Below are 14,327 nucleotides of genomic sequence, written 5' to 3' on the forward strand. Positions count from 1 at the left end.
TCGCCCCCGCCACCCCTCCGTCCCCGCTTCGTCGCTCCACTTGTGTCCCGGGTGGGGGAGGGGAGCGTGGTGCGCGTGACGCCCAGCCGCGCACTGTTCCGGCCACCCCTTCCGTCGCTTTCCACCCCTTCGATCCCCTATGGCCCTCTGTTTCACCAGGGTGTAACCGGCCATCGGCACGAATGGATAACGGCCCCGCTGTACCCCGTTCCCAGGAGTGTCTACGCGCGTTAATGTCGCCGAACCGAGCGCCGCCGCGGGGCTTTGGAGAATGGGGAGCGTCAGATGCGTCGGATATCCAGACTGACTCGCGTCGCTGTGGGGGTCGCGTCGCTCGCACTCGCCGCCACGGCCTGCGGTGGTACCAGCAGCGAGGGCGGGGACAGCTCGGAGAGCTCCACGAAGGGCGACCTCGGTCTCGCCATCGCCTACGACATCGGCGGCAAGGGCGACCAGTCCTTCAACGACGCCGCGTACGCGGGGCTCCAGAAGGCCGAGAAGGAGTTCGGCTACAAGACCGCCGACATCGAGCCCACCGAGGGCGAGACCGACGCGGACAAGGAACAGCGCCTCTCGTCGCTCGCCAAGCAGGGTTACAACCCCGTCATCGGCGTCGGTTTCGCCTACGGCCCGGCGATGACGGCCGTGGCCGAGAAGTACCCGGACACCACCTTCGGCATCGTCGACTCCGTGGTCGAGGGCGATAACGTCGCCTCCCTCGTCTTCGCCGAGGAGCAGGCGTCCTACCTCGCCGGCGTCGCCGCGGCCAAGGCCACCAAGACCGATGTGGTGGGCTTCATCGGCGGTGTGGACATCCCGCTGATCCACAAGTTCCGCGCGGGCTTCGAGCAGGGCGTCAAGGCGACCGACCCGAAGGTCAAGGTCGTCTCGCAGTTCCTGACGCAGACCGCGGAGGAGGGCGGCTTCTCCAGCCCCGACAAGGGCAAGGCCGCCGCCGAGGGCCAGATCGAGAAGAAGGCCGACGTCGTCTACCAGGCGGCCGGCCTCTCCGGGCAGGGCGTGATCGAGGCCGCCGCCAAGGCGAAGGTCTGGGCGATCGGTGTCGACTCCGACCAGTACCAGCAGGAAGCCCTCGCCGGCTACAAGGACTTCATCCTCACCTCCGCCACCAAGGAGGTCGGCGGTTCGGTGTACGCCCTCGCCAAGTCCGTCAAGGATGACAAGCCGCTGACCGGCACTCAGGTCTTCGACCTGAAGGTGGACGGCGTCGGCCTCTCCGACAGCAACCCGAAGATGGGCGAGATCGAGGGCCTGACGGACGCCGTGGCCAAGGCCAAGGAAGGCATCATCGACGGCTCCATCACCGTCAAGACGGAGTAAGGCGGCAGGAGAGCGGCGCAGCTCGTACTACCGCACTACCGCACTACCGCAGCACCGCAGTGACGAAGCCGGGCGGGCACCCCAGTGGGTGTCCGCCCGCTTTTCGTGCCCTTCGGACGCCGTCTTGCCGAACCGGCAACAGGAGTGGCGTGTCCGGTACACGCTGGGCGACGGTGGGCCGATGAACGACGACATCGTGGCAGGACCGCCCGCGTTCGACCCGCCCTTCCCCGCCGACGGATACGTCGGAGACCCCGCGGTGAGGGCGGAGTGGGACAACCGGTACACCGACCGACAGCAACTGTGGAGTGGCCGGCCCAACGGCGCGCTGGTGGCCGAGGCCGCCGGGCTCACACCCGGGCGGGTGCTCGACGTCGGCTGCGGCGAGGGCGCGGACGCCGTCTGGCTCGCGCGCCGCGGCTGGGACGTGACCGCACTCGAGGTCTCGGGCGTGGCACTGGAGCGGGCGGCCGGGCACGCGCGGGACGCCGGCCTCGCCGTTCGCTGGGTTCACGCCTCACTGACGGAGGCGGCCCTCCCGCCGGCCTCCTTCGACCTGGTCTCCGCGCAGTACCCCGCCCTGTTGCGGACCCCCGACGCCGCGGCCGAGCGAGCGCTGCTCGCGGCCGTCGCGCCCGGCGGCGTGCTGCTGCTCGTGCACCACGCGGGGATGGACACCCGGCAGGAGCACGAGAGCGGCTTCGACCCGGCCGACTACGTCTGGCCCTCGATGGTCGCCGCTCTGCTCGACGAGGACTGGGAGGTGGAGGCGGACGAGCAGCGGCCCCGGGTGGCGCCCGACGGCGGCGCCGGCGCGCACCACACCGACGACCTGGTGCTGCGCGCACGCCGACTGTGCTGAGCTCTCTCCGCCGCCGGGTGCGCCGAGCCCTCCCGTCGGCAGCGGACCCGGCGGCCCGCTCCGGCACCGGGAGTACGCCGCGCCGGCCGGCGGGCCGACCGGCGGGCAATGTGTCGGATGTCACGGTGCTTGTCACCTCACGCTGTACATCGCCCGCACATCGCCCGAATGTCACCCAGTGCCACGATCCGTTCGTGATCGGCGATGGCGTACCCGCGGTAGGGGCCGAGTAGGCCACAGCCGCATAACAAGCTGGACAGAAGGGGTTTCCAGGGAGGTCTACGCGCGTTAATCTGCGGCGAAGCCAGCGCCGCCCCCCCGATCTTCCGGCGCTTGTACGAAGGAGCACCACACATGCGCCGGATTTCCCGGATCACGGTCGCAGGCGCAGCGACCGCCTCCCTGGCCCTCGCGCTCGCCGCCTGCGGTGGCACCTCGACCTCTTCCGGCTCGTCGGAGTCGAAGGACGACAAGGGCATCGCCATCGCGTACGACGTCGGCGGCAGGGGCGACCAGTCCTTCAACGACGCGGCGTACGCGGGCCTGCAGCAGGCGGAGAAGGAGTTCGGCTACAAGACCGCCGACGTCGAGCCCACCGACGGTGAGACCGACGCGGACAAGGAGCAGCGCCTGGCCTCGCTGGCGAAGCAGGGCTACGACCCGGTCGTCGGTGTCGGCTACGCCTACGCCGCCGCCGTGAAGGGCGCCGCCGAGAAGTACCCGGACACCACCTTCGGCATCGTCGACGACTCCACGGTCGAGCTGGACAACGTGGCGGACCTGGTCTTCTCCGAGGAGCAGGCCTCCTACCTGGCCGGCGTCGCCGCCGCCGAGACCACCAAGACCGACGTGGTGGGCTTCATCGGCGGTGTGGACATCCCGCTGATCCACAAGTTCCGCGCGGGCTTCGAGCAGGGCGTCAAGGACACGAACCCGGACGTCAAGGTCGTCTCGCAGTTCCTGACGCAGACGGCGGAGGAGGGTGGCTTCTCCAGCCCGGACAAGGGCAAGGCCGCCGCCGAGGGCCAGGTCGAGAAGAAGGCCGACGTCATCTACACGGCGGCCGGTCTGTCCGGTCAGGGTGCCATCGAGGCCGCGGCCGCCAACAAGGTCTGGGCGATCGGTGTGGACTCCGACCAGTACGCGCAGGAAGCCCTGGCGAAGTACAAGGGCTCGATCCTCACCTCCGCGACGAAGGACGTCGCCAAGTCGGTGTACAAGCTGGCGCAGTCGGTCGAGGACAAGGCTCCCCGCACCGGTATCCTCAGGGGCGATCTGGCGTCGGGTGAGGTCGGCCTCGCGCAGTCCAACCCCGTGTTCGCGGACAACGCGAAGCTTCAGGACGTCATCGAGACGGCCAAGAAGAAGATCATCAGCGGCGACATCAAGGTCCAGTCGAGCTGAGTCCGGCAGGACCTGCACAGCGTGTAACCCTTGGGGTCGCGACCGCTCGACGGGGTGCGGGGAGTAGGCTCCCCGCACCCCGTCGAGCGGGGTGCGCGACCCCGTTCGATGCCGTAGGGGCGCTACGCGCGTAGACGACCCCCGTCCCCAGGAGTGCGCCATCAACGCGTCCAGCAGCCCTCCGGCCGGAGCGGCGGTCAACGAATCGGTGACCGCCGTCGAACTCGCCGGGATCACGAAGCGTTTCCCCGGGGTCGTGGCCAACCACGACATCCACCTCACGGTCCGCAAGGGCACCGTGCACGCGCTCGTCGGCGAGAACGGTGCCGGCAAGTCGACGCTGATGAAGATCCTCTACGGCATGCAGAAGCCGGACGAGGGCACCATCGCGATCCACGGGGAGACGGTCTCCTTCTCCTCGCCGGCCGACGCCATCGCCCGCGGCATCGGCATGGTCCACCAGCACTTCATGCTCGCCGACAACCTCACGGTCCTCGAGAACGTGGTGCTCGGCAGCGAGAAGCTGTACGGCATCGGCGCGAAGGCCCGCCGCAAGATCAAGGAACTCTCCGACCGCTACGGCCTCGGCGTACGACCCGACCTGCTGGTCGAGGAACTCGGTGTCGCCGCCCGCCAGCGCGTGGAGATCCTCAAGGTCCTCTACCGCGGCGCCACCACGCTGATCCTCGACGAGCCCACCGCCGTCCTCGTCCCGCAGGAGGTCGACGCGCTCTTCGACAACCTGCGCGAGCTCAAGGCGGAGGGCCTGTCGGTCATCTTCATCTCCCACAAGCTGGGCGAGGTCCTCTCGGTCGCCGACGACATCACCGTCATCCGCCGGGGCACCACCGTCGGTACGGCCGTCCCCGCCGAGACCACCCCGCGCCGGCTCGCCGAGATGATGGTCGGCAGCGAACTGCCCACCCCGGAGACCGCCGAGTCCACGGTCACCGACCGTCCGGTCCTCACCGTCGACACGCTGCGCCTGGCGGCCCCCGGCGGCAAGGCCCTGCTCGACGACATCAGCTTCACCATCCACGCGGGTGAGGTCCTGGGCATCGCCGGCGTCGAGGGCAACGGCCAGACCGAACTGGTCGACGCCCTCATCGGCCTGCGGGCCGCCGACTCCGGCACCATCCGGCTGGCCGACGAGGAGATCACCGGCTGGGCCACCCGCAAGCGCCGCGAGGAGGGCATCGGCTACATCCCCGAGGACCGCCACCGCCACGGCCTGCTCCTGGAAGCGCCCCTCTGGGAGAACCGCATCCTCGGCCACGTCACCGAGAAGCCCAACGCCAAGGGCTTCTGGCTGGACCCGAAGGCGGCTCAGAAGGACACCCGGCGCATCGTCCGGAAGTACGACGTGCGCACCCCCGGCATCGACGTCACCGCCGCCTCCCTGTCCGGAGGCAACCAGCAGAAGCTGATCGTCGGCCGCGAGATGAGCCACCGGCCCCGCTTCCTGATCGCCTCCCACCCCACCCGCGGTGTGGACGTCGGCGCGCAGGCCGCGATCTGGGACCACATCCGTCAGGCGCGCCGCGAGGGCCTCGCCGTCCTGCTGATCTCCGCCGACCTGGACGAGCTGATCGGCCTGTCCGACACCCTCCGGGTGATCTACGACGGCAGGCTCGTCGCGGACGCCGACCCCGCCACCATCACCCCGGAGGAGCTCGGTACCGCCATGACCGGTGCCGCCACCGGCCACCTCGAACACGAAGAGACCCCCGAGACCCCGGCCGACGCCCGGAACACCGGGGCCCGTGCCCCCGGCGCCGCGGCCGACACCCCCGAGTCTCCGGAAGACGAGGCCCGCTGATGAAGAAGTTCGACAAGGAGCGTGTGCTCCTCGCGGTGGCCGGACCGGTCATCGCGCTCGCCGTGGCCTTCGCGCTCAGCGCGATCGTGCTGCTCGCCTCGGGCAAGAACCCCGTCGAGCCGTTCGCCCTGATGTTCGAGCAGGCGACGTTCTCCGACATCCAGGTCCTGATCATCAACCAGGCCTCGATGTACTACATCGCCGCCCTCGCCGTGGCCATCGGCTTCCGGATGAACCTCTTCAACATCGGGGTCGACGGCCAGTACCAGCTCGGTGCCTTCATGGCCGCCGTCGTCGGCACCCACATGAACCTGCCGGCCGTGCTGCAGATCCCGCTGCTGCTCCTCACCGCCGTGTTCACCGGCGCCTTCTGGTCCGGTATCGCCGGTGTCCTCAAGGTCACCCGCGGGGTCAGCGAGGTCGTCGCCACGATCATGCTCAACGCGATCGCCACGTCCCTCATCGTCTACATGTGGAAGCCGGACGTCTTCGGCGTCAAGATCGGCAACAACAGCACCACCGGCGAGATGCACGAGTCCGGCTGGGTCCCCGGCATCGACATGGGCGAGGCCGGCGAGATCTACGGTCTGGTCGTCCTCGCCGCGCTGCTCGGCATCGGCTACTGGGTCGTCCTCAACCGCACCCGCTTCGGCTTCGACCTGCGCGCCTCCGGCGCCTCCACGACCGCCGCCGCGGCCAGCGGCGTCGACCCCAAGCGCATGGTGCTCACCGCCATGCTGATCTCCGGCGGTCTCGCCGGTCTCGCGGGCCTACCGATCCTGCTCGGCGACTCCCACACCTACAACCTGAACTTCCCCACCGGTATCGGCTTCCTCGGCATCGGCATCGCCCTGCTCGGCCGCAACAGCCCCGTCGGCATCGCCTTCGCCGCCCTGCTGTGGGCCTGGCTCGACAAGGCCTCACCCGAGCTGGACTTCCACGGCTACGACAAGGAGATCGCGGTCATCATGCAGGGCCTGATCGTCCTCTCGGTCGTCGTCTCCTACGAGGCCGTCCGCGAGTGGGGCCTGCGCCGTCAGCAGCGCCGGGTCGGCGCGGAACTCGCCGCCGGTCACGTCCTCGGTGCCGACAACAACACCACGAAGGAGGTGGCTGGCCGATGACCGCCCCGACCACAGCGACCGACGTCAACCAGCCCTCGCTGCAGCCTGCGGCGCCCACCGGCCGCCGCATGTCGTGGCCCGTGCTGCTGCTGGTCATCGCCGGCGCCCTGGCCCTGGTCTCGATCGTCCGCATCATCACCGGCGCGGACGGCATCACCAACGTCAGCCAGATGTCCACCGCCCTCCAGCTCGCCGTCCCCATCGGCCTCGCCGGACTCGGCGGCCTGTGGGCCGAGCGCGCGGGCGTCGTCAACATCGGCCTCGAGGGCATGCTGATCCTCGGCACCTGGTTCGGCGCCTGGGCCGGATTCCAGTGGGGCCCGTGGACCGGCGTCCTGGTCGGCATCATCGGCGGCTGCCTCGGCGGTCTGCTGCACGCCGTCGTCACCGTCACCTTCCGCGTCAACCACATCGTCTCCGGTGTGGCCATCAACATCCTCGCCCTCGGCGTCACCCGCTACCTCGCCCCGCTCGCCTTCGAAGGCCACCAGGGCGGCTCCGCCAAGCAGTCCCCGGCGATCGAACCGCTCGGCCACTTCACCGTGCCGGGGCTGTCCGACGCGCTGCGGGACCTCAACGCCAAGGGCTGGTTCTTCGTCTCCGACATCGCGGGCCTGCTCGGCGGCCTGGTCACCAACGTCTCCTGGCTGACCCTCATAGCCGTCGCGCTCATCCCCGCCACCTGGTGGATCCTCTGGCGCACCGCCTTCGGCCTGCGCCTGCGCTCCTGCGGTGAGAACCCCGTCGCCGCGGAGTCCCTCGGCGTCAACGTCTACAAGTACAAGTACCTCGCCGTGATCATCTCCGGCGGTCTGGCCGGCCTCGGCGGCGCCTTCCTCTCCATCGTCGCCAACCCCTTCTACCTGGAGGGCCAGGTCAGCGGGCGCGGCTACATCGGCCTCGCCGCGATGATCTTCGGCAACTGGATGCCGGGCGGCCTCGCCATCGGCGCCGGACTCTTCGGCTACACCGACAGCCTCAACCTGCGCGGCGGCTCCACCAACGTGCACGCCCTGCTGCTGCTCGGCGCGCTGCTCCTGCTCGCCGGCGCGATCTGGCTGGCGATCCGCAAGAAGTACGTGCACGCGGTCGTCACCCTGGTCATCGGCGCGCTCGTCTTCGCCTGGTACGCCGGCACCAACGAGGTCCCCAACCAGGTCGTCGCCGCCACCCCGTACGTCATCACCCTTGTCGTCCTGGCCCTGTCCGCGCAGCGGCTGCGCATGCCGAAGGCGGACGGACTCCCGTACCGGAAGGGACAGGGCGGATGACGCCCGCCCCGGCCGCCGCGGCGGACACCGACTGGGAGGCGCTGCGCGCGGTGGCACGGGAGGCCATGTCCCACGCGTACGCCCCCTACTCGGGCTACCCGGTCGGTGTCGCCGCCCGGGTCGACGACGGGCGCACGGTCTCCGGCTGCAACGTCGAGAACGCCAGCTACGGCCTCGGCCTGTGCGCCGAGTGCGGACTGGTCTCGGAGCTGCAGCGCACCGGAGGCGGCCGGCTCACGCACTTCACCTGCGTGGACGGCACGGGCGCGATCCTCGTCCCGTGCGGCCGCTGCCGCCAGCTGCTGTACGAGTTCGGCGGCCCCGGACTGCTCCTCGAAACCCCGTCGGGCGTCCTGCCGCTGTCGGCGATGCTGCCCCAGGCCTTCGGCCCGGAGCACCTCGCCAAGTAACCCCGTAGGGCCGGGGCCCCGCATCCCGTAGGGCCCCGCACCCCGCAACCCGTAGAACCTCGCACCCCGTAGCTCCACCGCGGCCCCTCCGCACGGCTCACTCCCGACCGGAGAGGCCGCGTCCCGAGGGGCCGCGCCCTTCGCACTCCGGAAGGAATGCCACCCATGGCCATGGACGTCATCTCCGTCATCCGCACCAAGCGGGACCGCGGCGAACTCAGCGACGAGCAGATCGACTGGGTCATCGACGCGTACACCCGCGGGGAGGTCGCCGACGAGCAGATGTCGGCCCTCGCGATGGCGATCCTCCTCAACGGCATGAACCGGAGCGAGATCGCCCGCTGGACCGCCGCGATGATCGCCTCCGGCGAGCGCATGGACTTCTCCTCGCTGTCGCGCCCCACCTCCGACAAGCACTCCACGGGCGGCGTCGGCGACAAGATCACCCTGCCGCTCGCCCCGCTGGTCGCGGCCTGCGGCGCGGCCGTCCCGCAGCTGTCCGGCAGAGGCCTGGGTCACACCGGCGGCACCCTCGACAAGCTGGAGTCGATACCCGGCTGGCGCGCGCTGCTCTCCAACGAGGAGATGCTGTCCGTCCTCGACGGCGTCGGCGCCGTCATCTGCGCGGCCGGCGACGGCCTCGCCCCCGCCGACAAGAAGCTCTACGCCCTGCGCGACGTGACCGGCACCGTCGAGGCGATCCCGCTGATCGCCTCCTCGATCATGTCGAAGAAGATCGCCGAGGGCACCGGCTCACTCGTCCTGGACGTGAAGGCCGGCAGCGGCGCCTTCATGAAGACGATCGAGGACGCCCGCGAACTGGCGTCCACCATGGTCGGCCTCGGCACCGACCACGGCGTGCGGACCGTCGCCCTGCTCACCGACATGTCGACGCCGCTCGGCCTCACCGCCGGCAACGCGCTCGAGGTCCGCGAGTCGGTGGAGGTCCTGGCGGGCGGCGGCCCCGCCGACGTCGTCGAGCTCACCCTCGCCCTGGCCCGCGAGATGCTGGACGCCGCCGGACTGAAGGACGCCGACCCGGCGAAGGCCCTGGCCGACGGCTCCGCGATGGACGTCTGGCGCCGCATGATCGCGGCCCAGGGCGGCGACCCGGACGCCCCCCTGCCCACGGCGCGGGAACAGCACGTGGTGACGGCGACCGCCTCCGGCGTCCTGACCCGCCTGGACGCCTACGACATCGGCGTCGCCGCCTGGCGCCTCGGCGCGGGCCGCGCCCGCAAGGAGGACCCGGTACAGGCGGGCGCGGGCGTCGAACTGCACGCCAAGCCCGGTGACACCGTCACCGAGGGCCAGCCCCTCCTGACCCTGCACACGGACACCCCGGACCGCTTCGCCTACGCCCTCGACGCGGTGTCCGGCTCCCACGACATCGCGGCCCCCGGCACGCCCTTCACGGCGGCGCCGGTGGTGCGGGAACGCATCGCCTGACCCACGCACGCGGGACATGCCTCATTCGGATGAACGGGGTCGGTGGACCACCACCGGCCCCGTTCGGCGTGCTGGGATCGGTGGTGCACAGACGGGGGAGCACCATGACCGTAGTCGCAGTGAGCGAGCACCCCGACCAGAGGTGGGACGACCTCGTCCGCTTCTGGGAGGAGATGGAATGGCCCGAGGGCAGCAAGGTGGAGATCATCGAGGGGATCATCACCGTGTCACCCGCTCCCGGGCTTCACCACAATGTGATCGCGGAACGCATGCAGCGCCCCTTGTACTCCGTGATTCCGCAGAACTGGGCGATCTTCCAGACCCAGGCCATCACCGTGCCCTCACGTTCGGGGATGCTCATTCCGGATCTTCTGGTGTACCCGGACCGGGAGCACCAGGAGTCGGACACCCGTCTGCCCGCCGCCCTCGCCGAACTGGTCGTCGAGGTGACCTCGGCGTACAACGCCCGGCATGACCGCATTTCCAAGCCCGTCGCCTACGCCGCCGCGGGCATCCCGCTCTACCTTCTCGTCGACCGCTGGAACCCCGAAGGCCCGACCGCGACACTCTTCGGCGAACCGAACGGCGATGTCTACCGTCCCTGAGCACCGTCAAGTTCGGCGATCCGATCGAACTGCCGAAGCCCTTCGACCTTGTCATTGACACCGCTGAGTTCCCCCACCCCTGAGTCACCCCAGCACCGTCGCCACCACCACGAGCACCGGTACCGACAGCAGGGTCGACACCAGGATCGCCTCGCGCGCCAGGGTCTCGCCGACGCGGTAGCTGCTCGCGTACGTGAAGAGGTTCTGCGCGGCCGGCAGGGCCGAGGTCACCACCACGTCGAGCAGCTGTGCGCCGCGCAGCCCGAACACCCCCACCGCCAGCGCCCAGGCGACCACCGGCTGGCCCACCGACTTCAGCGCCACGGCCAGCAGGACCGTCCCGCGCTCACCGCCCCGCAGGGGCAGCGAGCTGCCGCGCAGCGAGATGCCGAAGGCGAGGAGGACGGCAGGAACCGCCATGTTGCCGATCAGGGTCACCGGGTCCATGACCGGGCCGGGGACGTCGACGCCACTCGCCGCCACCGCCACCCCCGCCAGTGAGCCCAGCGCGATCGGGTTCCGCAGTGGTGTGAGCAGCCGTCGCCACAGGGGCTGCTTCTCCCCGGCGGTCGCCAGGTCCAGGATCGTCAGCGCGACCGGGGTGACCATCACGAGCTGGAAGAGCAGCACCGGCGCCACCAGCGAGGCGTCGCCGAGGACGTACACGGCGATCGGGATGCCGAGGTTGCCGGAGTTGACGTAACTGGAGCACAGGGCACCGATGGTGGTACGGCCCACGCCCCAGCGGCGTACGGCACCCACCGTCACGAAGACGCCGGCCACCGCAAGCGTGCTCAGCGCCGTGACCAGAAGCCGGCCGGAGAAGACCAGGGACAGGTCGGCCTCGGCGAGGACGGTGAACAGCAGGGCCGGCGAGGCCACGTGGAACGCCAGCTTCGTCAGCACGTCGCGGGCCTGCCCGCCGAGATACCCCCGGCGGCCGATCACATAGCCGGCGCCGATGACGACCGCGATCACCGCGAACCCGCTCAGTACCCCCTGCACGACGGCTCCTCGCCGGGGTGGCGAGCACCGGGGGGCGCGGACGGAGGTGATCTGTGGTGCATGCAGCCAACCCTCGGGGGAGGGCCGTGCCCGGGTCAATGTGATCTCTGTGTCGTCCCTGCGGAAGCGGGCTCCGCCGCCCGTCCCCGAGCAGGCGTCCACGCCCCCGCGATGAGTTGCGCGACCGCGCCCGGTCTACCGGTCGTGGATACCACGACACCCCCCGTACTCGTCCTGCTCGGCCCCGTCACCCCGGACGGGGTGAGCGGGCCGGGCGACGCGCTGCGGGCACTCCTCGACGGCGGCGGAACCGGCGGGGTGGTCGTCTGCGACGTGGGCGGGCTGGGGCCGCCGGGGCTCGCCACCGTGAACCTGCTGGCGCGTCTTCAGCTCCTGGCCCGCCGGACCGGGGGCCGGATACGGCTGCGCGACCCCGACCCCGCCCTATGCTCCCTGCTCGACCTCGTCGGTCTCGGCTTCGAGGTGGAGGGGCAGCCCGCACAGCGGGAACCAGCGCCGGGTGTCGAGGAAGCAGTGGAACCCGGTGATCCGGCCGTCTGAGATCTCCAGCACCTGGACCGCCCACGGGGTGAAACCGCCACCCTCCGGGGCCGGCTTGTAGTGGGCGAAGCCGGGCAGGCCGTTGACCTGGACCGGCAGCAGGCGCGAACCCGCACAGGAGGCGCCCAGCGTCGTCATGAAGCCCGTGATGTCTCCGGGGCCGGTCAGCCACAGGTCGAACGGCGGCATCGTCATGATGGCGTCCTCGTGCAGCAACGCCGTCAGCGCCGACATGTCGTACCCCTCGAACGCCTCCACATAGCGCTCCAGAAGCTTCTGCTGCTCCTCGTCCAGCGGGTCCGAGACGGACGCCTCGGCGCCCGGCTGCCGCCGCTCCGCGAGCGTCGCCCGCGCCCGCTGCAACGCGCTGTTGACGGACGCGACCGAGGTGCCGAGCAGCTCGGCCACCTCGCTCGCCTTCCAGGCCAGCACCTCGCGCAGCAGCAGCACCGCCCGCTGCTTGGGCGGCAGCTGCTGGAGCGCGGCCATGAAGGCGAGCCGCACGGACTCCTTGGCGACCGCCGCCTCCGCGGGATCGGCGGTCTCGGGCAGTATCCGGGAATCCGGCATCGGCTCCAGCCAGGTGTGGTCCGGCCGGGGCGAGAGGGCCGCGCGGGCCAGCGGGGTCGACTCCGTCAGATCCATCGGGCGGGCCCGCTTGTTGCCGGCCGTCAGCATGTCCAGGCAGACGTTGGTCGCGATGCGGTACAGCCAGGAGCGCAGACTGGAACGGCCCTCGAACCTGTCGAAGCCGCGCCAGGCACGGACCATCGTGTCCTGCACCGCGTCCTCCGCCTCGAAGGAGGAGCCGAGCATGCGGTAGCAGTACCCGGTCAGCTCGACGCGGTGCGCCTCGAGCCTGGCGTCGAGACCGGTCGTCGTCGCCGTGCCGTTCGTCATCGTCCACCCACCCCTGTGGCTTGTCTGCGGCGCGCCTTCGCACCCAGCACTTCGGAAGCTACCGCAGCCCACTGACAGCGGCCCCCCGAGTCGACGAACGTGCAGGTCGGGGAAGCGGGTTCAGCGGGTGGAACAAAGGCTTCCGCCCGCTTCCCGGCCGTCGGCCCCGCCGGGCCGCATCAGGCCGGCCTCGTCGGGCCGCCTCACGCCGGGGCGAGCCCGCGCCGCTCCACCCGCTCCACCCGGGCCGCCCGGGTGCCCAGCACCGTGATGGTCACGACGCCGGCCACCGCCACCAGACCGACCCCCACCGTCCCGGACCAGCCGCCCGAGTGGAAGGCGAGCGCACCGACCGTGCTGCCCACGCTGGAGCCGACGTAATAGGCGGACTGGTACAGCGCCGACGCCTGGGCGCGGCCCCGGGTGGCCGTCCGTCCGACCGCCGAGGACGCGACCGCGTGGCCCGTGAAGAAGCCGCCGGTGATCAGCACCAGGCCCAGCAGGATCAGGGGCAGGGAGCCGGCCAGGGACAGCAGCAGGCCCGCCGCGGTGGTGCCGCCCGCCGCGTACAGCGCGCCCCGGCGGCCGAGCCGGCCCACCAGCCGGCCCGACGCCGAAGCCGCCACCGTGCCGACCAGGTACACCAGGAAGATCGAGCCGACGACGCCCTGGGGGAGTGAGAAGGGCGCCTCGGCCAGCCGGTAGCCGATCATGGTGTAGACCCCGCCGAACACCGTCATGAACAGGGCGCCGATGGCGTACAGGCGCCGCAGCAGCGGGTTCGCGAGATGGTCGCGGACCGTGCCGAGCAGCACCCGCGGCCGCAGCGAGCCCGGACGGAAGTGCTTCGGCGCCGGCAGCAGCAGCCGGAACGCGACCGCACACGCCACCGCGAGCACCCCGATCACGCCGACGGCGACCCGCCAGCCCCACTCCTGCGCCACCCAGCCGGTGATGACCCGGCCGCTCATCCCGCCGACGCTGTTGCCCGCGACGAACAGTCCGATCGCGGTCACCAGGGCCCTGGGCCGGACCTCCTCCGCCAGATACGCGGTCGCCGACGCGGGCACCCCGGCCAGGGCCGCCCCCTGGAGCGCCCGCAGCGCCACCAGGGCGCCGAGCGACGGGGCGAAGGGGACCAGCAGCCCGACGGTCACCGCGACGGCCAGGGAGGCCGTCATGACCGTACGGCGTCCGTACCGCTCCGACAGCGCGCTCATCGGCAGCACGAACACCGCCAGACCGCCGGTGGCCGCCGCCACCGTCCAGCTCGCGTCGCCCGCGCTCACCCCGAGGTCGCCGGAGATCAGCGGCAGCAGGGCCTGCGTGGAATACAGCAGCGCGAAGGTCGCCACACCCGCCAGGAAGAGGGCGAGGCTCGTCCGGCGGAAACGGGGGTCGCCCGGGGACATACGGGAGTCGGCGCCGCCCGGCGCGCTCGGGATGTCCGGGGCGTCCGGGGCGCCGGGCGTGCTCGGGGGAGGGGAGGAGGGGGAGGGGGAGATCGGGGACGTGACGGAGGTGCGGGCGTCCACGGTGGTGGACGCCCTGGTACTGGCGGGAGACATGTGCTCGA

The 14,327-nt window shown here is 71.1% G+C and carries 12 protein-coding genes and 1 pseudogene; 10 read left to right on the plus strand and 3 right to left on the minus strand.

Annotated elements, in window-relative coordinates:
* Window positions 1-285: 285 nt before the first annotated feature.
* The 9 genes and pseudogenes from V4Y04_RS23185 (at window position 286) to V4Y04_RS23225 (ending at window position 10,368) form a co-directional block, all read left to right on the plus strand.
* Window positions 286-1,341, plus strand: a complete 1,056-nt coding sequence (locus V4Y04_RS23185) for a BMP family lipoprotein (RefSeq protein ID WP_332430242.1) — start codon at window positions 286-288, stop codon at window positions 1,339-1,341.
* Window positions 1,342-1,522: 181 nt separating this feature from the next.
* Window positions 1,523-2,203, plus strand: coding sequence for a class I SAM-dependent methyltransferase (locus tag V4Y04_RS23190; RefSeq protein ID WP_332430243.1), 681 nt, complete (start codon window positions 1,523-1,525; stop codon window positions 2,201-2,203).
* 354 nt (window positions 2,204-2,557) lie between these two features.
* A complete protein-coding gene (locus V4Y04_RS23195; protein WP_332430244.1) occupies window positions 2,558-3,607 on the plus strand; it encodes a BMP family lipoprotein in 1,050 nt (349 codons plus the stop codon).
* A gap of 208 nt (window positions 3,608-3,815) precedes the next feature.
* Window positions 3,816-5,426 (plus strand): ABC transporter ATP-binding protein, encoded by a 1,611-nt coding sequence (locus tag V4Y04_RS23200; RefSeq protein ID WP_332430245.1) that lies wholly within the window; start codon window positions 3,816-3,818, stop codon window positions 5,424-5,426.
* Window positions 5,426-6,550 (plus strand): ABC transporter permease, encoded by a 1,125-nt coding sequence (locus V4Y04_RS23205; RefSeq protein ID WP_332430246.1) that lies wholly within the window; start codon window positions 5,426-5,428, stop codon window positions 6,548-6,550. The genes V4Y04_RS23200 and V4Y04_RS23205 overlap by 1 nt, the downstream gene beginning before the upstream one ends.
* On the plus strand, window positions 6,547-7,821 hold the full coding sequence (locus tag V4Y04_RS23210) for an ABC transporter permease (RefSeq protein WP_332430247.1): 1,275 nt from the start codon (window positions 6,547-6,549) through the stop codon (window positions 7,819-7,821). The genes V4Y04_RS23205 and V4Y04_RS23210 overlap by 4 nt, the downstream gene beginning before the upstream one ends.
* Window positions 7,818-8,231, plus strand: a complete 414-nt coding sequence (locus V4Y04_RS23215; RefSeq protein WP_332430248.1) for a cytidine deaminase — start codon at window positions 7,818-7,820, stop codon at window positions 8,229-8,231. The genes V4Y04_RS23210 and V4Y04_RS23215 overlap by 4 nt, the downstream gene beginning before the upstream one ends.
* 171 nt (window positions 8,232-8,402) lie before the next feature.
* Window positions 8,403-9,680, plus strand: a complete 1,278-nt coding sequence (locus tag V4Y04_RS23220; protein ID WP_332432971.1) for a thymidine phosphorylase — start codon at window positions 8,403-8,405, stop codon at window positions 9,678-9,680.
* Between the two features lie 104 nt (window positions 9,681-9,784).
* Window positions 9,785-10,368: pseudogene (locus V4Y04_RS23225) on the plus strand (Uma2 family endonuclease).
* Window position 10,369: 1 nt separating this feature from the next.
* Here V4Y04_RS23225 and V4Y04_RS23230 read toward each other — a convergent pair.
* Window positions 10,370-11,290 (minus strand): AEC family transporter, encoded by a 921-nt coding sequence (locus V4Y04_RS23230; RefSeq protein ID WP_332430249.1) that lies wholly within the window; start codon window positions 11,288-11,290, stop codon window positions 10,370-10,372.
* Between the two features lie 171 nt (window positions 11,291-11,461).
* On the opposite strand from V4Y04_RS23230, the gene V4Y04_RS23235 reads away from it, so the two are divergent.
* The gene (locus V4Y04_RS23235; protein WP_332430250.1) at window positions 11,462-11,851 is read left to right on the plus strand and encodes an STAS domain-containing protein; all 390 of its coding nucleotides are present in this window, start codon (window positions 11,462-11,464) and stop codon (window positions 11,849-11,851) included.
* Here V4Y04_RS23235 and V4Y04_RS23240 read toward each other — a convergent pair.
* The gene (locus V4Y04_RS23240) at window positions 11,735-12,751 is read right to left on the minus strand and encodes a sigma-70 family RNA polymerase sigma factor (RefSeq protein ID WP_332430251.1); all 1,017 of its coding nucleotides are present in this window, start codon (window positions 12,749-12,751) and stop codon (window positions 11,735-11,737) included. The genes V4Y04_RS23235 and V4Y04_RS23240 overlap by 117 nt on opposite strands.
* 203 nt (window positions 12,752-12,954) lie before the next feature.
* Window positions 12,955-14,319, minus strand: a complete 1,365-nt coding sequence (locus V4Y04_RS23245; protein ID WP_332430252.1) for an MFS transporter — start codon at window positions 14,317-14,319, stop codon at window positions 12,955-12,957.
* Between the last annotated feature and the right edge of the window lie 8 nt (window positions 14,320-14,327).

Source organism: Streptomyces sp. P9-A2 (assembly GCF_036634175.1).
GTDB lineage: Bacteria > Actinomycetota > Actinomycetes > Streptomycetales > Streptomycetaceae > Streptomyces > Streptomyces pratens.